Genomic DNA, 23499 nt, shown 5'->3' with positions numbered 1-23499 from the left:
ATGCGATATAGTCAGGAAGGAACAACATGGACGAAACCGGAGTACTTGGGCTGCTCGAAGAGCTCTCGATCCTCTTGGAGGACTCGAAGCCGGTCTTCGGCAAGAACAACCTTCGCCAGGTCGATATCGCCGCCGCCTTCGACATCATGGACGAGATTCGCGATCTGTTCCCGGCGGAGTTCTCCCAGGCCCGTCAGATCGTGCGTGAGCGCCAGAGCCTTCTGGACGACGCCGAGGTCGAGGCCAACCGCATGATCGAGGACGCCCGCAGCCAGGCGATCACCATCGCCTCCGAGCAGGAGATCGTGCGCATCTCCCAGCAGCAGGCCGACACCATCCTGGCCGACGCCCGCGAGCTGGAGCGCCAGACCCGCGCCGGTGCCGAAGACTACGCCGACGAGGTGTTCGGGCACATCGAGCAGAGCCTCGACACGCTGCTGAACAACACGCGCCGCTGCCGCGATCGCCTGAACGCCGCCCGCTAGGCTGCGTGGCGCCAGTAAGCAAGCAAGTGACGAAGGCGCGCCGTCTGTGGCGCGTCTTCTTTTTTGGAAGTAAATGCCACTTCGACCTAGAAATGGCATGCGACGATGCCACTTCATGGTCGAAATGGCACGATTTGAGTCAAAAAGGGCCGTTTTCGTGACGGCTGGCCTGCCATTTCGGGGTCGAAGTGGCATTTACGGAAAGGAAATTGAAATGGCTACGGATGCCACGGCGATTATCGCCATTCCCGAGGCGCTGCTGGAGACGGCGGCGACCCGGCATTTCGAAGGAACGCTCGATCTGGCCGAGCTGGCCGCCGGCCCCGACACCTACACCTTCGCCGCGCCCGTCACCTGGTCGGTGGAGGCCACCAACACCGGCGACGCCATCCTCATCCAGGGAACGGCCGCGGGCGACGCCACGACCCAGTGCGCCCGCTGCTTGGAGGACGTGACCTACGGCTTGGAGGGTGATATCGAGGGGTACTTCCTCATCGGCGGCGAGGAGGAAGCGGAGACACCGGAGGATATGGAAGGCGACGAGTTCGACTTCCTGCCTGACAACCGCAAGATCGATCTGGTGCCGCTCATCGTGGCGGCCCTGCTGCTCGAGGTGCCGCTCGTGCCCCTGTGCGACGACGACTGCAAGGGGCTGTGCCCCCAGTGCGGCGCCAACCTGAACGAGGGGCCCTGCGGCTGCTCCCGCGACGAGGCGGACGTGGAGGCGAGCCCGTTCGCGGCCCTCAAGAACTTCGACTTCGGCGACAAGTAGAAGATCCGGTCCATAACGGCTTTTCAACGAAGGGCGGCGCGGCGGAAACGCTTCGCCGCCCTTCGGGCTATGAGTGCGAAAGGTCGTCTAAAGTTGTCCCGTACGGTTCGGATGCGTGGGAGCGAGGAGGCATGCGGTGAAAGGGGCAGCGAGAGCGCAGGTGCTGCGCCACGGGGTGTTCGTCGTTGGCCGTCGGTGTCGTGGGGGCGGCGGCCTCGGTGGTGCTGTGCCTCGTTGTCGGCTGGGCCTACGATCTCGTTTGCGCCCATGGCTGGCTGCTGTACCTTCTGCCCATTTTCGCGGTGGCGAGCCTTCTGCTGTACCGCGCCCTGAAGCTTCCGCTGGACATCACGACGCACACGGTGATAAACGATATCTGCGCCGATCGCCCCATCTCGCCCGCGCTCGCCCCGGGCATTCTGCTCGGCACGGCGGTTTCTATTCTCGGAGGCGCCTCGGTGGGCAAGGAGGCGGCCGCCCTGCACATGGGGGCCTCGCTGGGCGACCTTGTCGCGCGCCCTTTGAATCTGCGGCCCATGACGGGGGTTTGGAAGGGCGAAAGCCATGCCGACGGCGCAGGTGGCGCGGACGGCGGTGACGGCGCGGTTGGGAGCGCGGGCGCAAGCAAAGGCGCGGCCGGAGGCGCAGGCAGCGGCGGAGGCGCCAGCGGCGGCGTGCACGCCTATGCCGCCTCCTGCGGCATGGCCGCGTGCTTCGCGGCGCTGTTCTTCGCGCCCTTGGGATCGACGGCCTTCGTCATCGAGCTCTCCCGCTACGACCGCTCGGTTTGGCGGCATGCGCCCTTCATGCTGCTGGCGTGCTTCGTGGCCTTCGGCCTGGCGAGCATCATCGGCATCGGCGATGTCATTCCCAAGGTGCCGCTGCCTGCGCTGTCATGGCCCGTTGTCGGCCAATGCGTCGTGATCGCCGTCGCCTGCGCGCTGGTGGGAACCGTCTACATTCAAATCATCGACGGCGCCCAGCGCCTCACCAAGCGCATCTCGCAGAACTACTATCTGTGGGCAGCCCTGGGCGGCGTGCTCATGGCGGTGCTGGTCACGCTGTTCGATTGGCGCGGGTTCGAGGGCACGGGCGCCAACCTGCTCTCCGACGCGCTCGCCGGCCGCGCCGGCGGATGGACCTTCGCCGTGAAAGCGCTGCTCACCATCGTGTGCCTCGGGCTTTGGCTGCGCGGCGGCGAGATCATGCCTACCTTCACCGTGGGCGCGCTGCTCGGCGCGAGCTGCACGGTCATGACCCAGGGCGATCCGGCCTTCTCAGCGGCTGTGGGGCTCGTCGCCTTCTTCGCCGCCATGAGCCGCTGCCCGGTGACCGCCTTCCTCATGGGCTGCGAGATTTTCGGCTGGGCCGGCGCTCCCGCGTTCGCTTTGGCCGTGGCCGTCTCCTTCTCCCTCGGCCGCGATGTGGGATTGTACGGACGTGGGGCCACTGGCATTCTGAAGCGCGCGACTTCGGCGGCGCGGGCGCGCCTTGTCGTGAAGAAGCCGTGACCGCTGGCGAATTCGTGGGAAATTGCCCTTGCGGGGCCGCGTGCGGTTGGGTATCATATCAGATCGTGCGTTTACAGAAGAAGTTGTGAACGGCACCCGCTGTTCCCAGCTATAGAAGGAGTAATCGAGATGGCAGTACCTAAGCGCAAAATGGGCCGTGCCCGTACCCACGCCCGTCGCAGCACCAACGACAAGATCGCGGCTCCCGCCCGCTCCATTTGCCCCCAGTGCGGCGAGGTGAAGCTTCCTCACCGCGTGTGCGGCAACTGTGGCTACTATCGCGACCGCGAGGTCATCGAGACCGAGTAGCTTTTGTGCGTGACGGTCGCGGAGGCGCCAGGTAGTCTCCGCGATGTCGGCAAAGCCTCCTCGCATGCCAAGCTGGATAAGCCTGGTCTGCCAGGGGGCTTTTTGGCTATAGGCCCGTGCCTCCGACCGTGTCCGCAGGCTGTGCGGATAGGGCCGGATGCGCAGTGCCCGTGCAACGAAAGACCCTGCCGCCCCGGGCGGCGCATCGTTTTGAGGAGATACGCAACGTGGCAGAACCAGTAACAATCGCCGTGGACGTCATGGGCGGTGACCGCGGCCCGGCCGTGGTGCTGCGCGGTGCCCTGCAGGCCCTTGAGGCCGATCCCGACTTGAGGCTCACGCTCGTCGGGCCGGCCGAGGAGGTGGAGCCCTTCGCCGCCGTTCACGATCGGGCGACGGCGCAGGTGGCCACCGAGGTCATCGAGATGGGGGAGCATCCGGCCGGCGCCGTGCGCGCCAAGAAGGACTCCTCCATCGTCGTGGGCTGCCGGCTCGTGAAGGAGGGCGCCGCCGATGGCTTCTTCTCCGCCGGTTCCACCGGCGCCTGCCTGGCCGCCGCCACCCTCGTCGTCGGGCGCATCAAGGGCGTGAAGCGCCCGGCCTTGGGCCAGGTCATTCCGGCTTGGGCCCGTCCGACCCTGCTCATCGACGTGGGGGCCAATGCCGACTGCAAGCCGGAGTACCTCGTGCAGTTCGCCCAGATGGGCGAGGTGTACATGAACGCCATCATGGGGGTGGAAGACCCGAAGGTCGGTCTTCTGAACATCGGCGAGGAGGACACCAAGGGAGACCTGTTCGCCCAGGAGGCCCACCGTCTTTTGACCGAGGCCGTCCCCGCCTTCGCGGGAAACTGCGAGGGGGGCGACCTCATGGCGGGCGACTTCGACGTGGTGGTCACCGACGGGTTCACCGGCAATGTCTGCCTGAAGACCATCGAGGGCACGGCCAAGACGCTCATGCGGAACCTGAAGGCCGCGCTCATGTCCACGGCGCTTTCCAAAGTGGGGGCGCTGCTCGTGAAGGGCCCGCTCGGCGCGCTCAAAGAGAAGATGTCGCCGGACACCTACGGCGGCACGCCGCTGCTCGGTGTCAAAGGCGCCGTCATCGTGGGGCACGGCTCCTCCAACGAGACGGCCGTGAAGAACGGCATCGCCGTGGCCGCCGCCACGGTGCGCGCCCATGTGCCGGAGGTCATCGCCGAGCGCGTGGCCGCCGCGCCCGCGTCGGCTTCCGCGGCCGTTGGTGCCGAGGAGAAGGGGGAGGCCGCCGCCTCGGATGCCCGATGAGCCTCACCGCAGAACAGCAGACCAAGCTCGAGCGCGCCCAGAAGATTGTGGGCCGCACCTTCGAGAACACTCAGTACCTGCTCTCGGCCATCACTCATCCTTCCGCCACCGAGGGTCGGGCCGTGAAGTTCTCCTACGAGCGCTTGGAGTTCCTCGGCGATTCCATTCTGGGGGCCTTGGTGGCCAACGCCGCCTTCCATCAGTTCCCCGAACTGGACGAGGGCGGCCTCACGCGCATCAAGGTGGCCCTCGTCTCCGGCGCGAGCCTGTCGGAGGTGGCCGAGAAACTCGGGTTCGCCGACGTCATCGTGTTCGGCTCATCGGAGACCGGCACGGGCCGGCGCGGGCTGCACTCGGCGCTCGAGAACGTCTACGAGGCCGTGGTGGCGGCACTGTTCCTCGACGGCGGCATCGATGCGGCGTGGGCCTTCGTCGATCGCACGCTCATGCCCAAGATGTCGCTGGATCTCGCGCGCGAGCCGGAGAATCCCAAGAGCGCCCTGCAGGAGAAGCTGCAGGAGGGCGGCATCACGCCCACCTATCGGTTGGTGGAGACCCAAGGGCCGCCCCACGACCGCACCTTCGTCGCCCAGGTGTACGCCGGCGACAAGGGGCTCGCGCAGGGTGTCGGCCGCACGAAGAAGGAGGCCGAGAGCCAGGCGGCAAAATCCACGCTCGCGCGCCTCTCCGAGTTCTTCGGCATCGGCATGACCGAGGAGCAGGCCGCCGAGAAAGCGGCCGAGAAGGCGGCGCGCGCCGAGGAGAAGGCCGCCACGAAGGCGGCGCGGGTCGCCGAGCGCGAGGCTGCGGCCGCCGCGAAGGCCGCCGCGAGGGCCGAGCGCGCCGCCGCCAAGAAGAAGCAGGATTAGGCGCCCATGTATCTGAAATCTCTCGTTCTCAAGGGCTTCAAATCCTTCGCCGACCGCAGCGCGCTCACGCTGGAGCCGGGCATCACCGCCGTGGTGGGTCCCAATGGGTCGGGCAAGTCGAACATCTCGGACGCTGTTCTGTGGGTGCTCGGCGAGCGCAACGCCAAGAACCTGCGCGGCCAGGCCATGGAGGACGTCATCTTCGCCGGCTCCTCGGCGCGCAAGGCCTCCGGTCTCGCCGAGGTCGATCTCGTGCTCGACAATTCCGACGGCACGCTGCCGGTGGATTTCGACGAGGTGGCCATCACCCGGCGCATGTACCGCAACGGCGAGAGCGAGTACCTCATCAACGGCACCGTGGCCCGGCGCATGGACGTGTTGGACATCCTGCACGACTCGGGCCTGGGCACCGGCACCCATTCCATCATCTCCCAGGGCTCGCTCGACTCCATCCTGCAGAGCAAGCCGGAGGATCGCCGCGCGCTCATCGAGGAGGCCGCCGGCGTTCTCAAACACAAGCAGCGCAAGGCGAAAAGCGAGCGGAAGCTGGCGAACATGGACCAGCACCTTTTGCGCGCCCGCGACGTGGTGGGGGAGGTGGCCCGGCAGCTGGGGCCGCTCGAGCGCAAGGCCAAGAAGGCGCGCACCTACCAGGAGCTCGCGGTGCAGCAGGCGGAACTGGCGCTATCGCTGGCGGTGGACGATTTGCGGGGGCTTCAGAAGGAGTGGGATGCGGCCAAGGAGCGCGAGGCGGCGCTTTCCGCCGAGCTGGAGGAGCGAAGGGGCGCCATCCAGGAGGCCGAGGCCGCTGTAGAGGCGCTGCAGGAGCGCATCCGCCAGCAGACGCTGGACGCCGGCGACCTGTCGCGGCGCCATCGCGCGGCGGCGACGGTCGTCGAGCGCTTCGACTCCGCGGCCATGATGCTGCGCGAGCGGCGTCGGGCCGCCACGGCCCGGGCCGGCGAGCTGGAGCTTTCCATCGAAGCCAATGCCGTGAAGGCCGACGAGGCGGCATCCGAACTCGCGCGCGCGACGGCCCAGTACGAGGAGGCGGCCGCCGAGCTGGACGCGGCTAAGAAGAAGGTGTCGGATCTGGATGCGGTGTACCGCGATTTGGGAGTGCGCCGCGGCGCGCTGGAGCGTGAGCTTGCCGCCCTTTCCAAGGACGCCGAGAAGATGACCGCTGAGCGCGAGACGGCGCGCCGCCGCCATGCCGAGAACACCGAGGCGCTCTCCCACGGGCTTGCCCACGTGCAGGTAGTGGAGGGGCGCGCCGCCGAGCTGGCGCTCGAGCTCGCGCGCGCCCAAGAGGAGGCCGAGCGCGCGGCGGCCGGGGCCGCCGAGGCCGATGGCGAGCTTTCCGCGCTGGTGGCGGACGAGGCGGCGGCGCGCGCCGCCGTGGGCACCGCCGTGCAGTCCCGCGACGCGGCCCGCGCCGCCATGGACGAGGCTCGCGACGCCCATCGGGCCCTTTCGGTGGAGATCGCCACCTTGGAGGAGATGGAGCGCTCAAGCGCGCTTTCCGCCGGCGAGGCCCGGGCGTGGCTCGTGGAGCACGTCGACGAGGTGCTGGGGCTCTGCGAGCCGCTCTCCCACGTCATCCAGGTCTCGGCCGGCTTCGAGCCTTTGGTGGAATCGCTTCTGGGCGGGGACGTGGCCACGCTGCTCGTGGAAGACGCGGGCGCGGTAGAGCTCATCGCCGGACAGCTCGCCGCCGCCGGTGCCGCGGGCGAGGCGTCCTTCCTCATTCGCGACGACGCCAGTCCCTCCCGCATCCGCGGCGCGGCCCGTGTTCGGCGCGAGCGCTTCGGCGGGGCCGAGGGCGTCCCGCTCGTGGACGAGCTCCTCTTCCCGGAAGAGGCCCGGGGCGCCGTGGAGGCGCTTCTGGGCGATGTGGTGGTGTGCCCGACCCTGGAGGCGGCGCTTTCCGCCCACGGACGGGACGACGCGGCCCTGCGCTTCGCCACTCCGGATGGTGCCATTGTATGGCCCTCCGGCAAGGTGAGCGTGGGGGGCGCCGTGGTGGACGAGGGGGCCGGCGTGCTCGCCCGCGTGCGCCACTTGGAGGAGCTGCGGGCGCAGCTTTCCGGCGCGGCGGCGGCCCAGGCCAAGGCTGAGGAGGCCCACCGCTTGGCCGAGGAGGCCCTGCGCCAGGCCCAGGCCACGTCCCTGGAGCTTTCCCAGGCCCTGGCCAACCTGCGCGGCCGTGCCGAGGCGGCCCGCAACACCGCGAGCGCCGCCGCCGAGAAGCTGGCCTCCTGCCGCCGCGAGCTGGAATCCGTCGAGCGCCAGCGCGCCGAGGCCGAGGCCGCCGTGGCGTCGGCCCGTCCCAACGTGGAATCCTTCGAGGCCCGGGTGAAGGAGCTGGACGCGGCGCTGAATGCGGGCAAGAAGAAGCAGGAGGCCCTGACCGAGGAGCTGGCGCCTCTGCGCCGCGAGGCCCATCGCGTCTCCGACAGCCTCGCCGAGGCGAAGCTGGCGCAGGCCACGCTCTCCGAGCGCACTACCTACGCCGAGCGCGTCCGCGATGCCCGTGTCCGCGACTTGGAGGCCCTTGCCGCCGCGAGCGAGGAGGCCCGTGTGGCCCTGCGCGCGAAGACGGTCTCCGCCGCCCGCATCGAGCCGGTGCTCGCTCTCATCGACGAGCTGACGGCCTCGGCCCAGAAGTGGACGCGTCAGCTGGAGGAGCGGGCTACTGCCGCCGAGGACTCCTCGAGCGGGCTGCACGCCTCTGTCACCGAGGCCCGCGGCCGGGCCCATGAGGCCCACGCCCTCTTCGACGGCGTAAGCGAGCGCCTCAGTGAAGCCCGCGTGCAGAAGGGGCGGCTCGAGCTCCAGGTTGAGGCGGCGGTGAACCATATCGCGACCGACCTGTCCGTGCCCCTGGAGACGGCGCTTTCCGTGCCGCCCCTGGAGAACCGGCCCGAGGTGGAGGACGCCCTGTTCAAGATCAACCGTCGCATCGCCAACCTCGGCACCATCAACCCGGACGCCGCCGAGGAGTACGACGCGCTGAAGGTGCGCTACGACTACCTGGCCGCCCAGCTGGACGACCTCGATCGCGCCCGGCGCTCGCTCGCGAAGATCAACCGCGTCATCGACGCGCGCATGAAGGAGGACTTCATCCGCACCTACGAGGCGGTGGATCGCAACTTCCAAGAGATCTTCTCCATCCTGTTCCCCGGTGGCAGCGCAAATTTGTCGCTGGTGGATCCGGACGACGTGGAGAACACCGGCGTGGAGGTGAACGCCCAGCCCAAGGGCAAGCGCATCGCGAAGATGATGCTCTTATCCGGCGGCGAGAAGTCGCTCACGGCGCTGGCGCTCTTGTTCGCGGTCTACCGCATCCGATCCACGCCGTTCTACATCTTGGACGAGGTGGAGGCGGCACTCGACGACACGAATCTGCGCCGTTTGGCGGCCTATATCGACAGCCTGCGCGACGAGACCCAGCTCATCATGATCACCCACCAGCGCCGCACCATGGAGATGGCTGACGTGCTGTTCGGCGTCTCCATGCAGGGCGACGGCGTCACCAAGGTCATCAGCCAAAAGCTCGACCAGGCCCTCAAGCACGCGGAGTAGGGAAGGCATGGGCGCGCGCTACGGTATGAAAGTGATGGATGCCGAAGCCGCTTTTGCCCGGGTGCGGGAGCTCGTGGCGGCACGGCACTTTTGCGGTTTGTCGTAGAACCGGAAGACCAGGAGTTCGGCAAACGCCTGGCGCTGCTGGGGGAGAGCTGTTTTTCTGGCTGTTATGCGAAGAGGATTAGAAGGAAGAGGGGCGGCCATGGAAAACGATGCGCTGCAACGGCACTACGAGAATCTTGCCTGCGAGGGAGGGTTCGAGGCGCGCTGCCATATGGAGCTGCCGGAGCGGTCGCTGGTTGGCGCGCGCGTGGTGAACGTGGGGTGCCGGCGCGGCAAGGGGACTTACAAGCTGAGCGAGCAGGTGGGCGAGAGCGGCTTCGTCATCGGCGCCGATTGGAGCGAGGAGTTTGTGGAAGCGGCCCGGGCGGGTGCTCCCAAGGCGCTTGACCGCAGCGGCCTTTCCCGGTGCAACATGGCGTTTCGCGTCGGCTTCCCTGAAGATTTGGCCGCAGCGGGCATCGAGGAGGGATGGGCGGACTTCGTCTACCTGAACAGCTCGCTTTCTCTGTTCGCCTCGCCGGCCCGGGCGCTGCGGGAGTGCTGTCGAGTGCTGGTACCCGGCGGCGTGCTGCTGGCCGAGGTTCCCGTGGCGGCCCCAGGTAGTGTCGATCGCGCGGCCATCGTTGAGGCGGCCCGCGCCCTTCCGAACGCCGTGCAGGCGGCGCCGACCTTCGAGGAGCTTCTCGGCTGGCTTGCCGAGGCGGGGTTCTCCGGGCCGACCGTTCGCAGCGAACGGCCGCTCTCTCCCGAAGAGGGCAGCACGCCCGACCGTCCCGCCGCCACCGTGCCCGGCGACGCGGCGGCCTATCGCCTTCTGTCGCTTGAAGTCGCTCGTTGAGTCGACGAGCGTGTCCATTCCTGCACGAGATCGCCGTTTATGAGCGTCTGAATGCGGAAATTAAAGACGTAATTAACGTAAGACGTATATCTAAGAGGGCAGCGGGTCCTTTTAGACGCTCATAAACGGCGATCTCGTGCAGAAAACGACCTCTTCAACGACCGAATTGAGTGAAGAGGCCCGCTACGCCGCTTCCACGGTGACGGCGGTGCCGGAGGCGGTGACCATGAGCATGTTGCCCTGGCCGAGCACTTCGTAGTCCATATCCACCCCGACGATGGCGTGGGCGCCCAAGGCCGCGGCGCGCTGCTGCATCTCCGCCAGTGCCTCGTTGCGCGCGCCCATCAGCTCCTCCTCGTAGCCGGCGGAGCGTCCGCCCACGAGGTTGCGGATACCGGCGCCGAAGTCCTTCAAGAAGTTGATGCCGGTGATCACCTCGCCGAACACGATGCCGTAGTAGCCGGTGATACGGTAGCCCTCCACGGTGGGGGTGGTGGTGACGATCATGGGGGAGTCCTTTCTTGGGTTGGCGCCTGGGTGGGCGTCACGATACCTATACGGCAATGATACCCGAAGCGGTCGCGTCTTGGCGGCGACGGAACACCTCGTTCGATGACGGGGCAAAGCCTTGCGCCATAACGAGTTGGAGCCTCACAAGATCTGCGCCGATTGTCCAACCTGTGGGGAGGTTCCTTGAAACAGCGCCGTGCGGGCGCGGGCGCTGTGCTACCCTGTTGCCCATGCACATTCCCCGGGCAGCATTCGGCCCGGAGAGACGAACCTTATGCGAAAGGAAGCAATCCGTGAGCCAAGCCTGCGACATTTTGGACATCAATCTGGCCGACGAGGGACAAAAGCGTATTCTGTGGGCCGACCGCGACATGCCGGTGCTCGCTCGCATCCGCGAGCGCTTCGCCGAGGAGCGCCCGCTCGAGGGGGTGCGCATCGGCGCTTGCATGCACGTCACCACCGAGACGGCGAACCTCATGCGGACGCTTGTGGCCTCGGGCGCCGAGGTGACGCTGTGCGCCTCCAACCCGCTGTCCACCCAGGACGACACGGCCGCCTCGCTCGTGCGCGACTACGGCGTGCGCGTGTACGCCATCGCCGGCGAGGACGCCGAGACCTACGAGCGCCACATCGCCGAGGTGGTGGCCACCAATCCGCAGATCATCATGGACGACGGCGCCGATTTGGATACCGCCCTGCACACGAAGTTCCCCGAGAAGCTCGAAGGCGTGATCGGTGGGACCGAGGAGACCACCACCGGCGTGGTGCGTCTTATGGCCATGGCGAAGGACGGCGCGCTGCGCTACCCGGTCTTCAACATCAACGACGCCAACACCAAGCACTGCTTCGACAACCATTACGGCACGGGCCAGTCCACCTTGGACGGCATCGTGCGCGCCACGAACCGTCTTCTGTGCGGGCGCACCATGGTGGTGTCCGGCTACGGCTACTGCGGCAGCGGCCTGGCCCTGCGCGCCAAGGGCATGGGCATGGACGTCATCGTCTGCGAGGTTGATCCCCTGAAGGCCCTGGAGGCCCATATGGAGGGCTACCGCGTGATGAAGGCGGAGGACGCCGCCCGCTTCGCCGATGTGTGGGTCACTGTCACCGGCGACTGCAACGTCATCGACGAGCCGGCCTTCAAGAACATGAAGGACGGTGCCATCATCTGCAACTCCGGCCATTTCGACTCCGAGATCAACATGAAGTGGCTGCGCGCGAACGCCGTGAAGGTGGAGGAGCTGAAGCCTTTGGTGGAGGAGTACACGCTGCCCGACGGGCGCACCATCACCGTGCTCGCCGAGGGGCGCCTTGTGAACCTCGCCTGCGCCGAGGGACATCCGGCCTCGGTTATGGACATGAGCTTCGCCAACCAGGCGCTCGCCGCCGAGTACCTCTACAAGCACGCCTCCGAACTTGAAGACAAGGTCTACGACGTGCCTGCCGCCATTGACGACGACGTGGCTCGCGTGAAGCTGGAGACGCTCGGCATCGAGATCGACACCCTCACCGAGGAGCAGATCGCCTATATGAACTCTTGGAATTTCTAGAAGCCTCCTAAACTGTCCGGCCGCGGATCGGCGGAGGGGCACGTGCTCAAGCAATGGCTCGCTTGGTGGAACAGCCCACTGGGCTGTTCCAGTCGCTGCGCAGCCTGCGCGCGAGCCCCTCCGCCGATCCGCGGCCTCCCGCACGCGCTCTGCTGACGTTTCAAACTTGAGCACGTGCCCCCTCGCCGATCCCCGGCCCGCCAAACCTTACGCTTCCCTTACAGGTATGGAGGGGATGTGGCGCAAATGCGGCGAAAAGGAACACTTTGGTCTCGATTGCCCCCATTTCGGCTGTCATGGCCCAACTGGTGCTGCCAACTTAGCTCGAAAGGGCTATACTTTCAGCCGTTTGTGCAGCCGCGCCCACGCCACTGACCGTGCGGGCGCATGTCATGTCCTAGGAGCCTCAAGGTGTTCGATACCGTAGCATCGCAAGTGTCGGCGTTGTCCTTCGTTGACATCTTCAATTTCTGCGTGTTTCTTACCTTCACTATTTGCTATACCTACCAGCTTTTCTACGTGCTCGTGGTGCTGACGCGCCGGGCACCGAAGAAGGTGGCGCGCGCCAACCACCGCTACGCGGTCATGGTGGCGGCGCGCAATGAGGAGACGGTCATCGCCGACCTCATCCACTCCATCAAGGTGCAGAACTATCCCGCCGAGCTCATCGACATCTTCGTCATCGCCGACAACTGCACTGATAACACGGCCGACGTGGCCCGCGAGGCCGGCGCCATCGTGTTCCCCCGCAGCAACGACAAGCTGGTGGGGAAGGGCTATGCGCTCGATTACGGCCTGAAGGCCATCTGGGAGCAGTACGCCGACCGCGACTATGAGGCGTTTTTCGTCTTCGACGCCGACAACGTGCTCGATGTGAACTACTTCCGTGAGATGAACGCCACCTTCGATAACGGCGCGAAGGCCTCCACCTCCTACCGCAACTCCAAGAACTTCGGCAGCAACTGGATCTCCGCTGGCTACGGCGTGTGGTTCCTGCGCGAGGCGAAGTTTTTGAACCAGGCGCGCCTCACACTGAACACCTCCTGCGCCGTGTCGGGCACGGGCTTCTTCATCGCCGCCGACATCCTGAAGGCCGCAGGCGGCTGGAAGTGGCACTTGCTCACCGAGGACATCGAGTTTTCCGCCGCTTCCATCATCGACGGCGTGCGCATCTCCTACTGCCCGACGGCGGTGCTCTACGACGAGCAGCCCATCACCTTCCGCGATTCGTGGAACCAGCGCTTCCGCTGGGCCAAGGGCTTCTACCAGGTGTTCGCCCACTACGCGGGCGGCCTGGTGAAGGGCACGCTGACCAATCCCGCGGGCTACCGCTTCGCCTGCTACGACATGCTCATGACCATCGCTCCGGGCATGCTGCTCTCCATCATCTCCATTCTGTTCAACACCATTATCATCGTGCTGGCGGCCACGGGCGTCATGTCCACGGGCGTGGCCATCGCGAGCTCGGTGACCTCGGTCGTGTTCTGCCTGTGCAACTACGTCGTGTTCATGTTCGTCTTCGGCGTGCTCACCACCTTCGTGGAATGGGACTCCATCCGCACCACCACGGCGAAGAAGATCCGCTACATGTTCACCTTCCCCTTCTTCATGCTCACCTACATCCCCATCGCGCTCATTGCGCTCGTGAAGAAGGCGGCGTGGAAGCCCATCCGCCATTCCATCTCGGTGGACGTCGCCGAGTTCTCCGAGGCCGAGGGCGTTCGTCTCTCCTCGAAATAACTCCTTTCATTTTCTAGCGATGCTTGCTAGAATATAAGGCAGGCTCGAGGGGAGCCACTGGCCAGTGAAATCTCCCCTGAACCGTTTGTTATTTGGGCCGTCTTGCATGACGTGCCCGCCTTGCCTTTCGGCTCGAATCCGCGTACTCGCGGATTCGAGCCATCAGGTTCAGCAAGCAAGCCGCAAAACGAACCCAATCGCAAAGGTTCATTTGCCCGCCTTTCTCCCGTTGCCTAAGGTAGCGAAACGGGCGGGGTCGGCCAGCTCCCCGCCCCGAGGATGCTTCTTATGTATCCTCGGGGCGAAAGGCTGCGTCCTAGGTTCGCGCGAACGTGAGGCACCAGACGATCTTGGCACCGGCGGTGCGCAGGGCCTCGGTGGCGGCGAACAACGTGGCACCGGTGGTGCACACGTCGTCCACGACGATGACGGCGGCGGGCATGCTGGCGCCGGCCAGCGCGGTGAGCGAATGCCTCATGTTGCCGATGCGTCCCGTCCGCCCCAGCTTCCGCTGGTCGCGGCTGCGGGCGGCCACGAGCAGAGGGGCGAAGTCCAGCCCGGCGATGAACGACAACTCGCGGGCCAGATGCTCGGCATGGTCGAAGCCGCGCCGCCGCCGGGCGGCGGCCGTGGCGGGCACGAAGGTGACGACCGGCGCTGCGCCCATCCAGCGGGGCGGCAGGTAGCGGGCCATGATCTGGGCCATGGGCCGTGCCAGACCGCGCTCGTTCTGATCCTTGTACACCGTTACAATGCGGCGGACGGCCTCGGTAAGCACGAGGGCGCTCGCCATCTCGTCGTAGGGCGGCTCCTTGTAGCCGAAGGGCTCCATCAGCACGGACGTGCACTCCGAGCACTGCACGACGCCGAAGGGCGCGCCGCAGCGCGGGCAGGCCGTCAGCGCGTCGATGTAGGGGAGCGCCGCGGTACAGGAGCCGCACAGCACCGCGCCGGGCTTATCGCACACCGCGCAGCGGGTGGGGTAGAGCGTCTCGGCCACCATGTCCGCGGCGAAGTCGCGCGCGGCGCGCCAGTCCGCGCGCAGGCGGCGGGAGGGAGCGGCGTGTTTCGCGGCCGCGCCCTCCCGACGGCTCTTCGCCGGCGTTCGCTCATCGAAGAGCGCCATCTGTCCTTTCATCGGCTTCATGGGGGCAGTCTACGCGCGCACGACCGTGGAAATGACGCGGGAATGTCCCGTTTCGTTCCCCGCGCCGACCGCGTTCGCGTCTCATCCCGCGCCCCGCGCCGACCGCACGGCTTTCGCACTTCGTAGGTTCTGCGGGGCTTTGCCCCGTCTAAGCCCACTTCTGCTACACTTAGCGATGCTTCTTTCGGGTCTGTAGTTGCGGAGAGACGCGACGTCTTTCCAAGTCCATGGCAGATGCGGTCGAAAGGATCCACGTAAGCGCGTGGGCGTTGCCCGCCGTGAGCATGGCGTATCCTAGAGGTAAGTCGCACCGCCCGCTGACATTTTCGCGGCACGGACGCCGTGACGGGCGAGAGGGCTACTAGCGCAAGCGAACGCCCCGGTGCGCGAGTGTGGGGTCAAAGACTAGGTCAGTCGAAAGAGGCAACGTACCGATTGAATTAGACGGAGGATGATGTGAGAAAGCGTTCGTTCGTTGCGGTTGCCTTTGCGGCGCTGCTCGCGGTCGGCCTGTTCGGCCTGGCCGGATGCACTGGATCGGGCACCTATCAGCCGGAGCTGAAGTCCGCCGAGGTGGCGCCCCCGGTCATCGGCGAGGAGGGCACCCTGCGCGTGGGCGTCAACACCGAGAACCCGCCTCTGGCCGGTATGGGCAGCGGCAAGATCATCGGAATCGACGTGGACATCGCCGCGGCTCTCGCCGACGAGCTGGGGCTGAAGCTGTCGGTGGTGGATGTGGGCAGCGACCCGGCCGGGGCACTCGCCAACGGCACGGTGGACGTGGTGCTCGGCATCGACGACTCCGCGAGCGACGGCGATTTCTGGCGCTCGGCCTCCTACCTGCCCACGGGCATCGCCCTGTTCGCGCTGAGCCCCGACGCGGGCATTCCCACCCAGGATTCCGGTGCCACCTTCGCCGCCCAAGTTTCCTCGAAGAGCGCCTGGGCCGTCTCCAACGGGTTCGGCGAGTCCAGCCTCACGCCCACCGACAGCCTGAAGGAGGCCTTTGAGGCGCTTGAGGCCGGAAGCGTGCAGTACGTGGCCGCCGACGCTGTCATCGGCCTGTACGCGGCCCATGGCCAGGGGCTCGACGTGTCCATCGTCGCCATGCTCATGTCGCCGACCGGCTACTGCATGGGTGTCTCGAACGAGAACGTCGATTTGCAGACGGCCGCCGGCGACGTGCTCGCGCGCCTGGTGAGCGACGGCACCATCAACGTCATTGAGCGCAAGTGGCTCGGCACCACCGTGGCCCTGGGCGATCTCACCGTCGTCAGCGATCTGACCGCCTCCGCCGCCGACGCCGCCACGGGTTCCGATAACGAGGACGCGGGCGATTCCGACAGCGGTGATGCCGACACCGGCGACTCGGGAGACACGGGCTCCGAAGACACCGGTTCCGGCGACTCGTCGGACGGCTCCGATGAGTCCGGCGATACCGGTAGCGGCGACGATTCTGGTAGCGAGGACTCCGGCGATGCAGGCGACTCCGGCAGTTCCGGCGACGAGGACGCGGCCGAATAGTGTCCTTTCCTTCAATGCACTGAGTCCCGCTTTCGGGAAGATGAGCCTCAGCTGTACGGACGAATGACAAAAGTGGCCCTCGGGCTGCGGGTTGAATCGCTGAATTCGCAGCCCGAGGGCTCTTTTTGTCGTTTCACCCGCAGCCCGAGGGCCGAAAATGTCGTAGCACGATGCTCGCAGTGGCAAAAACCCGCCTCGGGCTGCGGTTTGCAAAAAGAAGAGGGCGGCTCCTTCGGGAACCGCCCTCGTTCGATGGTGATGCGGGTGCGGCGGTGCGCCAGCGCCTAGCTCAAGAAGTCGTCCAGGATCTCGGCCTCGGCCTCTTCCTCGGTGAGGCCCAGCGTCATGAGCTTCACGATCTGGTCGCCGGCGATCTTGCCGATGGCGGCCTCGTGCACGAGCATGGCGTCCTCGCTGGCGGCCTCGATGCCGGGGATGGCCTTCACCTTGGCGTTGCCCATGATGATGGCGTCGCACTGCACGTGCCCGCGGCAGGCGCACTCGCCGATGACGAGCGGGTTGAACACCTGCACGGAGTCGTCCTGGGCCACCGAGCGGGAGATCACCTGCACGGAAGAGCCCTCGCCCTTCAGCTCCACCTTCATGTTGGAAATGGCGGTCTGGTTGCCGTGGGTGAGCAGCTTCTCGGTGAGTACGAGCTTGGCGTCCGCGCCCAGCTCGGCGTTGGTGTCGCGCACGGTGGAGGTGACGCCGCGCAGCTGTACCATCTCCATCTCGCAGGAGGAGCCCTCCTCCATGTACACGTTGGTGGTGGGGTTCAGGATGCGCTCGCCTGAGCCATCGCCCTCGCCGTAGTGCTTCTCCACGTAGCGTACGCGGCTGTTCTTCCCCAGATAGAAGCTGTGGATGCCGTCGTGCTCGGAGGCGTCGTGGGAATCGTTGTGGATGCCGCATCCGGCGATGATGGTGATGTCGCAGTTCTCGCCCACGTAGAAGGTGTTGTACACGACGTCCTTCAGGCCCGACTTCGTCACGATGACGGGGATGTACACCGTCTCGCCCTTGGTGCCGTCCGCGATGCGGATGTCGATGCCGGGGTTGTCGGTCTTGGTGGAAATGTCGATGTAGGCCGAGGAATGGCGCTCGACCAGTTCGCCGTCCTTGCGCACGTTGAAGGCGCCCTTCGGCATGCCGTGCATATTGGCGATCTCGGCGAGCAGGTTCTCGTCGATGGGGGAAAGATCAACGGTCATAGTTGCCTCCTTTTGCAACTAGAAAAGACGTGCGGCGGGCGGGATGGCGGGTGTTTCGACCGAGCGAGTTCCGCAGATGGTGTCGAAGGCGGTATACAGTGGGGAGAAAGCAGCCCCGTCGCCTTCGATACCATCGAGGACTGTCTGAGCGAATCGGAATACCCGGCAGTCCGCCCGCACTGGTGACGTTTAGCAAGTGGTGGGGATCTCGGTCAGGTGCAGCTCGGTGGGGGTGGAAAGCGGGCAGCCGTGGTCATCTAGGCTGCGGGCCGCGAACCCGAGCCGCGGCATGAGCTCGGCCGGCGTCCCCACCTCGGCCACCTGGCCGTCGCGCAGAAGCACGATCTCGTCGGCCAGGGAAATGATGCGCTCCTGGTGCGAGATGATGACGATGGAGCGCCCGTCGCGGGCCTCGTGGATGTCGCGGAACGTCTCGGTGAGCCTGTCGAAGCTCCACAAATCGATGCCGGCCTCGGGCTCGTCGTAGATGGCCAGCTTCGGGTCGCGGGCCAAAATGGTGGCGATCTCGATGCGCTTCACCTCGCCGCCCGACAGCGACTTGTCCACCTCGCGGGTGAGGTAGCTCGCCGAGCACAGGCCCACCTTCGAGAGGTACTCGTTGCAGGCGAGCATGGGCAGCTTCTTGCCGGCGGCGATGTCGAGCAACTTCTTCACCTTCATGCCGCGGAAGCGGGCCGGCTGCTGGAAGCCGTAGCCGATGCCGAGGCGGGCGCGCTCGGTGATGGATTTGTCCGTGATGTCCTCGCCGTTGAAGAGGATCTGGCCGCTCGTGGGCTCCTCGATGCCCATGATGAGCTTGGCGAGCGTGGACTTGCCGCCGCCGTTGGGTCCGGTGATGACCGTGAAGCGGTCGTCGGGAATGGTCAGGGAGAGATCGTCGATGATGCGCTTGGTGCCCCCGTCGTCGGCCGGCACCTCGAACACCAGGTTCTTAAGTTCGAGCATGGGATACTCCGTATCTGTCTCGTCTCGTCTAGATAGTTCGGGGCTGATTATAGCGAAAATTCCCCCGTCGCGGAGAAATCATAACGACACCATATTGGTTGGAAACGGCGACGCGCGGACGGGTAGAATACTCACGAACACTCCGTTGCTCCGCGCCGGGCCGCCAGGGCCGGTCGCGGGGCCCTTCGCAGGAACCCTTCGAAAGGAAGACAGACCATGACCGATTTGGAACAGGTGGCCGCCTCCCACGGCTTTACCGCCGTGAAAAGCGAGCCGATAAGTGAGGTGGAGGGTACGGTGCACCTCATGCATCACGCCGCCTCCGGCGCCCGCCTCATGTTCATCGAGAACGACGACGCCAACAAGGCCTTCTCCATCACCTTCAAGACCCCGGCCGACGACGACACCGGCGTGTTCCACATTTTGGAGCACTCGGTGCTGTGCGGATCGGAGAAGTTCCCGGTGAAGGAGCCCTTCGTCAATTTGCTGAAGACCTCCATGCAGACGTTCTTAAACGCCATGACCTTCCCGGACAAGACCATGTACCCCGTGGCGTCCACCAACGAGCAGGATCTCGTCAACCTCATGGACGTCTACCTGGACGCGGTCTTCCACCCCGATATCTACCGGCGCCCCGTCATCTTCCAGCAGGAGGGCTGGCACCGCGAGCTGGAAGGGGAGGGAGAAGGCGAGCGCCTTGTGGTGAACGGCGTAGTGTACAACGAGATGAAAGGCGCGCTCTCCGAGCCCGATTCCGTGCTCTACGACGGGCTGTCGGCGGCGCTGTTCCCGGACACGACCTACCGTTTCGAGTCTGGCGGCACGCCGGCGGCAATCCCAACGCTCACCTACGAGGGCTTTCTCGAGAACCATCGGCGCCACTACCGTCCCGACAACGCCTACATCATCCTATACGGCAACCTGGATGCCGACCGCTTCCTCGGCTTTCTAGACGAGCGCTATTTGGCGCCGCTGGCCGCGAAAGAGCGCGGGCCGCTGGACATCAATCCGCTCGGGCTGCAGGCCCCCGTGGCTCCCGCGCCGGTTGTCGTGCCCATGGCCACCGCGCCGGAGAACGCCTGCGCCGCCGTGGGCTTCGTCATCGGGCGCGCCGCCGAGCGCGAGCGCATTGTGGCCGCCGACATTTTGATGGACGCCATCATGGGGGCCAACGAGTCGCCCCTGAAGCGGGCGCTGCTCGACGCGGGCATCGCCGACGACGCCATCGGGTACGTGGCCGACTCCGTGGCCCAGCCCTTCGCCGTGGTATCCCTGCGGGGCGCCCGGCCCGGTGCCGCCGAGAGGCTGCGCGCCATCGTTGCGGCCGAGGCCCGGCGCCTCGCCGAGGGCGGGCTCGACCGCGAGCTGGTGCGGGCGGCCCTCTCCCACGCCGAGTTCGTCATGCGCGAGCGCAACTTCGGCTACCCCGACGGCGTGGTGCTGGCCATGTCCGCCATGGCCGGATGGCTGTACTCCGACGACGACCCGGCGGCCTACCTGCGCTTCGAGGACGTCTTCGCCAGCCTGCGCGAGAAGGTGGAGGAGGGGTACTTCGAGGCGCTTTTGCGCGAGCTGTTCCTGGATAACGACCACCGCGCCTGCGCCGAGGTGGTGCCCACGGAAAGCGACGAGGCCGCCGAAGAGGCCGAGGCAGCCGGCGAGCGCGAGGCGGCCGCCGAGCTCACCGAGGACGAGGCCGCGTCTATCCGCGAGGCCGTGCGCGCGCTGCGCGAGGCCCAGGAGGCGCCGGACGCGCCGGAGGCCCTCGCGAAACTTCCGCAGCTTTCGCGGGCCGATATCGGCGAGGCGCCCGCCGAGGCGATGTGGGAGGTGGGGGAGTGCGGGCCCTGGCGCCTCATCCGCCACCATCTGCCCTGCCGCGGCATCGCCTACGCCTACCGCTACTTCGCCATGGACGGCCTCGCCTTCGACGAGCTGCCCTACGCCACGGTGCTGGCCTGCGTGCTCGGCAAGTTGGATACGTCCCGCCACACGGCGGCCGAGCTGGACACGCTTGTCCAGGCCCATCTGGGCAACCTCGGGTTCGCCGTTGAAGTGCACGAGGACGCCGAGGACCGCGAGCGGCTGCGGCCGATGTTCGTCATGGGCTCCTCTGCCCTTGACGAGGAGGTGCCCTGGGCGGCACACCTGGCCGAGGAAGTGCTGCGCGAGACCGATTTCTCCGACATCGAGCGCATCCGCGACATCTTGGGCCAGCGGCGCATCGCCATGGAGCAGGCCTTCGCCTCGGCCGGCCACAGCGCCGCCATGGCGCGGGTCGCCTCCTACTACCTGCCGGCCGGGGTGGTGCGCGAGGCGCTCTCCGGCGTCGGTTTCTACCGCTTCTTGAAGGAGCTGCTCGCGAGCTTCGACGAGCGGGCCTGCGAGCTTTCCGCGAAGCTGGCCGAGCTGTCCCGCCGCCTGTTCACCGACGGCGGCTGCACGCTCTCCTTCGGGGGCGACGAGGCGGCGCTCGCTGCCTTCCGGGAGGCGTCTTCGCCTTTCGGCGGCATGGCGGGCGCCCCGGCGCTCACGGTGCCGGCGCCTGAGGATGGGCACGAGGCCTTCGTCGTGGCGAGCGACGTCACCTACACCGCCTGCGGCTGGGACCGCCGCCTGCTCGGCGAGCCCTACGGCGGCGCGTGGCTTTTGGCCTCGCGCATCCTGTCCTACGATTTTCTGTGGACGGAGGTGCGCGTGAAGGGCGGCGCCTACGGGGCCGGCTTCCAGACGACGCGCTCGGGCTCGAGCCGCTTCTACTCCTACCGCGACCCGCGCATCGACGAGACCGTCGAGCGCTTCCGCACCTCCGGCGACTGGCTCGCCGGCGTCTTTAACCCCACGGAATCGGAGATGGACGGCTACGTGGTCTCCACGGTGGCCTCCCTGGACGCGCCGGCCAAGGCCCGCGAGCTTTTGCGTCGCCAGGACGGCCTATACTTCTCCGGCGCCACCTTGGAAGACCGGGCCCGGGTGCGCGAGGAGGTGCGCGCAGCCGGCATCGATGACGTGCGCGCGCTGGCCTCCTCGGTGGACGCCATCGCCGGGGCCGGACCGGTGTGCTGCTTCGGCAACGGCGAGGTCATCCGTGCCAGCGGCGAGGGATTCAACGTCGTCGACCTTCTGGCCTAAAGGGTGCTGAGGGGCGGCCGCCGCGACGGCTCTGCGGGCGTCGGCGACTGGCAACGGTTCTCCGGGTGCCTGCGCGGCGCCCCTCGCGCGGCGCCTTCGCGTGGTGCCCGGATGCAGAACTGGTGCAGCGGATGCGCGCCGCGCGGCCCATCGGCTATAATAGGGCAACCCCAAACAGAAAGGATGCAAGCTCCCATGGCGAATTCCAAGGAGTTCTCGCATATCACGGTCACGGCCGACGATGACGACGATGTGGTCATCCAGGCCGGCGTCGTAGAAGAGCCGGCCGCCGAGGAGCCGGTCGAGGAAGCGCCCCTTGAGGAGCCGGTCGACGAGCCGGGCGCCGAAGAGGCCGACGACGCGGTAGCGGAGGCTGTGGAAGAGGCCGCCGTGGAAAAGGAGGGTGCGGGAGAGACCGCCGATGCCGTCTCCTACCATGAGACGACCCTCGATGACTTGGAAGCGACCAAGATGTCCACGACCCAGAAGGTCATCATCGTCGTGGCCGTGCTGGGCATTGTCGCCTTTGCGGCCTGGTACCTTTTGGCCCACTAGCCCCGTGGGCCTTCGAGAAGCGAGAGGAACAGCGAGCACATGGTGAGAAGAAGCAAGCGCAACCGCGACGCCGGCATTAGCGCCGACGACGGCAATGCCATGGGCCTCACCGAGGCCTTCCACCCCGTGTCGGCGGATGGCTTCACCACGGCCATGCCCCCCGTGGACGAGGGCGACGGCTCTGTCGTCGGGGAGGATATCGTCGTCGACGAGGAGGGCGTCTTCGAAGAGGTGGACTTGGGCGATGGGGAAGTACTCGACGACGAGGGCTTGGCCGCCGGCGAGTCGTTTCCCGATGAAGCGGTCTTCGAGGACTTCTACGCCGGTCGTCCGCTGGACGCCGACGGCGCCGATGCCGCAGACGCCGACGGCGCCGATGCCTCGCCCGTGCCCGACGCTGTGCCCCTCGGCGTGGTGACGGCCGACGTGGCGCCAACCAAGCCTGCGAGCAAGGCCGCCCATGGCGCGAAGAAGGGCGACGGCGCCTCGCGCGGGCGCCATGCCAAGCACGCGAGTGAGATGAACGAGAAGGCCCGAAAGAAGGCGGAGCTGCCCGAGTACATGCGCAAGTCGCGCCGTATGCGCCGCATTCTTATCGTGGTCATCATCCTGCTCGTGCTCATTCTGGCCGCCATGGTCTACTTCGGCGTTCAGCTGTACAAGGAGGCCTCTTCCAGCGCGGTGCAGCAGGCGCTCTCCTCGGAGCAGGAGGTCGCCGCCATCGCCTCCGAGGACGCGACGGACTCCGCCGATGCCGCCAAGGTGACGACGGTGCCCGACTTGGTGAGCTTGCTGGGCCACACCCAGCAGGAGGCCATCGACATTCTGCAGCACGGCGCCACGGCCGCCGAGCCCCGGGCGGTGAACGAGGAGGGCAACCCCATCAAGAGCGAGGTGCGCGTCGCGCTCACCGCTGAGCCGGCTGACAGCCGTACGGGTACGCCCACGGTGTATTTGGGACTCGACGCCGACGGCAAGATCATTCAGGCGGGCTATTCCACGTCCACCAGCTCGCTCGGCTACGGCTCCCTCAGCTTCGCCGATGCCGTGCGCACCGAGCACATCATCGAGAAGACCCTGGCAGAAGCCGGCGTGTCGGTGCCCGAGGGCGCCGTGGAGCTGCCCGAGGACGCGGAGTCCTACACCTCCTTCGACACCGACGGCACGACCCGCACCAAGGAGTACTGCTCCTTCAACGGCGAGGTGGACATCGACGGTGCGCCCCATGCCTGGTCGGCGGTGCTCTCCTACGACTACTCCATGGCCAACGCCTCGGACAACTTGGCCGACACCGTCCGCACCATCTTCATATATGTAAACTCCTAGAATTTCCCTTGCGCGGGAGCGACGGCAACGCTATACTGGGCAAGCTGTCAATCAAGCGAGGGCGAAAGCTCTCCACCTGGTTCGGCGCCTTCCAAGGTTGCTGATGGGTACCCG

At 66.6% G+C, this 23499-nt stretch carries 18 protein-coding genes; 14 read left to right on the top strand and 4 right to left on the bottom strand.

Features of this window, described 5'->3' with window-relative positions:
* Window positions 1-26: 26 nt before the first annotated feature.
* The 8 genes from ACYVRU_RS07425 (at window position 27) to ACYVRU_RS07390 (ending at window position 9721) form a co-directional block, all read left to right on the top strand.
* Entirely contained in the window at window positions 27-485 is a 459-nt protein-coding gene (locus ACYVRU_RS07425) for an ATP synthase subunit B family protein (protein WP_022739695.1), read from the top strand.
* Between the two features lie 214 nt (window positions 486-699).
* A complete protein-coding gene (locus tag ACYVRU_RS07420) occupies window positions 700-1257 on the top strand; it encodes a YceD family protein (RefSeq protein WP_114549727.1) in 558 nt (185 codons plus the stop codon).
* Window positions 1258-1442: 185 nt separating this feature from the next.
* The gene (locus ACYVRU_RS07415; RefSeq protein WP_114549726.1) at window positions 1443-2768 is read left to right on the top strand and encodes a chloride channel protein; all 1326 of its coding nucleotides are present in this window, start codon (window positions 1443-1445) and stop codon (window positions 2766-2768) included.
* 129 nt (window positions 2769-2897) lie between these two features.
* Window positions 2898-3077, top strand: a complete 180-nt coding sequence (rpmF, locus tag ACYVRU_RS07410; protein ID WP_022739698.1) for a 50S ribosomal protein L32 — start codon at window positions 2898-2900, stop codon at window positions 3075-3077.
* 227 nt (window positions 3078-3304) lie between these two features.
* Complete coding sequence (plsX, locus tag ACYVRU_RS07405; protein WP_261797848.1) at window positions 3305-4363, top strand: phosphate acyltransferase PlsX; 1059 nt, start codon at window positions 3305-3307, stop codon at window positions 4361-4363.
* Window positions 4360-5232 (top strand): ribonuclease III, encoded by an 873-nt coding sequence (rnc, locus tag ACYVRU_RS07400; protein WP_114549725.1) that lies wholly within the window; start codon window positions 4360-4362, stop codon window positions 5230-5232. Before plsX ends, rnc begins: the two co-directional genes overlap by 4 nt.
* A gap of 6 nt (window positions 5233-5238) precedes the next feature.
* Window positions 5239-8817 (top strand): chromosome segregation protein SMC, encoded by a 3579-nt coding sequence (gene smc / locus ACYVRU_RS07395; RefSeq protein WP_461185935.1) that lies wholly within the window; start codon window positions 5239-5241, stop codon window positions 8815-8817.
* Window positions 8818-9022: 205 nt separating this feature from the next.
* Complete coding sequence (locus ACYVRU_RS07390) at window positions 9023-9721, top strand: methyltransferase domain-containing protein (RefSeq protein ID WP_181869695.1); 699 nt, start codon at window positions 9023-9025, stop codon at window positions 9719-9721.
* Window positions 9722-9904: 183 nt separating this feature from the next.
* Here the strand turns inward: ACYVRU_RS07390 and ACYVRU_RS07385 are convergent, their stop codons facing one another.
* Window positions 9905-10228, bottom strand: coding sequence for a putative heavy metal-binding protein (locus tag ACYVRU_RS07385; protein WP_114539730.1), 324 nt, complete (start codon window positions 10226-10228; stop codon window positions 9905-9907).
* A gap of 296 nt (window positions 10229-10524) precedes the next feature.
* On the opposite strand from ACYVRU_RS07385, the gene ahcY reads away from it, so the two are divergent.
* A complete protein-coding gene (gene ahcY, locus ACYVRU_RS07380) occupies window positions 10525-11781 on the top strand; it encodes an adenosylhomocysteinase (protein ID WP_114539731.1) in 1257 nt (418 codons plus the stop codon).
* 411 nt (window positions 11782-12192) lie between these two features.
* Window positions 12193-13521 (top strand): glycosyltransferase family 2 protein, encoded by a 1329-nt coding sequence (locus ACYVRU_RS07375; protein ID WP_227070200.1) that lies wholly within the window; start codon window positions 12193-12195, stop codon window positions 13519-13521.
* Between the two features lie 316 nt (window positions 13522-13837).
* Here ACYVRU_RS07375 and ACYVRU_RS07370 read toward each other — a convergent pair whose 3' ends face one another.
* Window positions 13838-14647, bottom strand: a complete 810-nt coding sequence (locus tag ACYVRU_RS07370; RefSeq protein WP_461185934.1) for a ComF family protein — start codon at window positions 14645-14647, stop codon at window positions 13838-13840.
* A gap of 477 nt (window positions 14648-15124) precedes the next feature.
* On the opposite strand from ACYVRU_RS07370, the gene ACYVRU_RS07365 reads away from it, so the two are divergent.
* The gene (locus ACYVRU_RS07365) at window positions 15125-16192 is read left to right on the top strand and encodes a substrate-binding periplasmic protein (protein ID WP_181869696.1); all 1068 of its coding nucleotides are present in this window, start codon (window positions 15125-15127) and stop codon (window positions 16190-16192) included.
* 284 nt (window positions 16193-16476) lie between these two features.
* On the opposite strand, the gene ACYVRU_RS07360 is transcribed toward ACYVRU_RS07365, so the two are convergent.
* Window positions 16477-17406, bottom strand: a complete 930-nt coding sequence (locus ACYVRU_RS07360) for a SufB/SufD family protein (RefSeq protein ID WP_114539734.1) — start codon at window positions 17404-17406, stop codon at window positions 16477-16479.
* Between the two features lie 189 nt (window positions 17407-17595).
* Entirely contained in the window at window positions 17596-18372 is a 777-nt protein-coding gene (locus ACYVRU_RS07355) for an ABC transporter ATP-binding protein (protein WP_114539735.1), read from the bottom strand.
* A gap of 216 nt (window positions 18373-18588) precedes the next feature.
* Between ACYVRU_RS07355 and ACYVRU_RS07350 the strand changes: the two genes are divergently transcribed.
* The 3 genes from ACYVRU_RS07350 to ACYVRU_RS07340 all read left to right on the top strand — a co-directional run bounded on the left by ACYVRU_RS07350 (window position 18589) and on the right by ACYVRU_RS07340 (window position 23385).
* A complete protein-coding gene (locus ACYVRU_RS07350) occupies window positions 18589-21504 on the top strand; it encodes an insulinase family protein (protein ID WP_461185933.1) in 2916 nt (971 codons plus the stop codon).
* Window positions 21505-21699: 195 nt separating this feature from the next.
* Entirely contained in the window at window positions 21700-22059 is a 360-nt protein-coding gene (locus ACYVRU_RS07345; RefSeq protein ID WP_114549527.1) for an SURF2 Surfeit locus protein 2, read from the top strand.
* 39 nt (window positions 22060-22098) lie between these two features.
* The gene (locus tag ACYVRU_RS07340) at window positions 22099-23385 is read left to right on the top strand and encodes a histone-lysine N-methyltransferase (protein WP_114549526.1); all 1287 of its coding nucleotides are present in this window, start codon (window positions 22099-22101) and stop codon (window positions 23383-23385) included.
* Window positions 23386-23499: the final 114 nt, after the last annotated feature.

Source organism: Adlercreutzia sp. CNCM I-6216, assembly GCF_977113345.1.
Note: the sequence above shows the minus strand (reverse complement) of the source record. Positions and strands in the feature narration are given on the sequence as shown.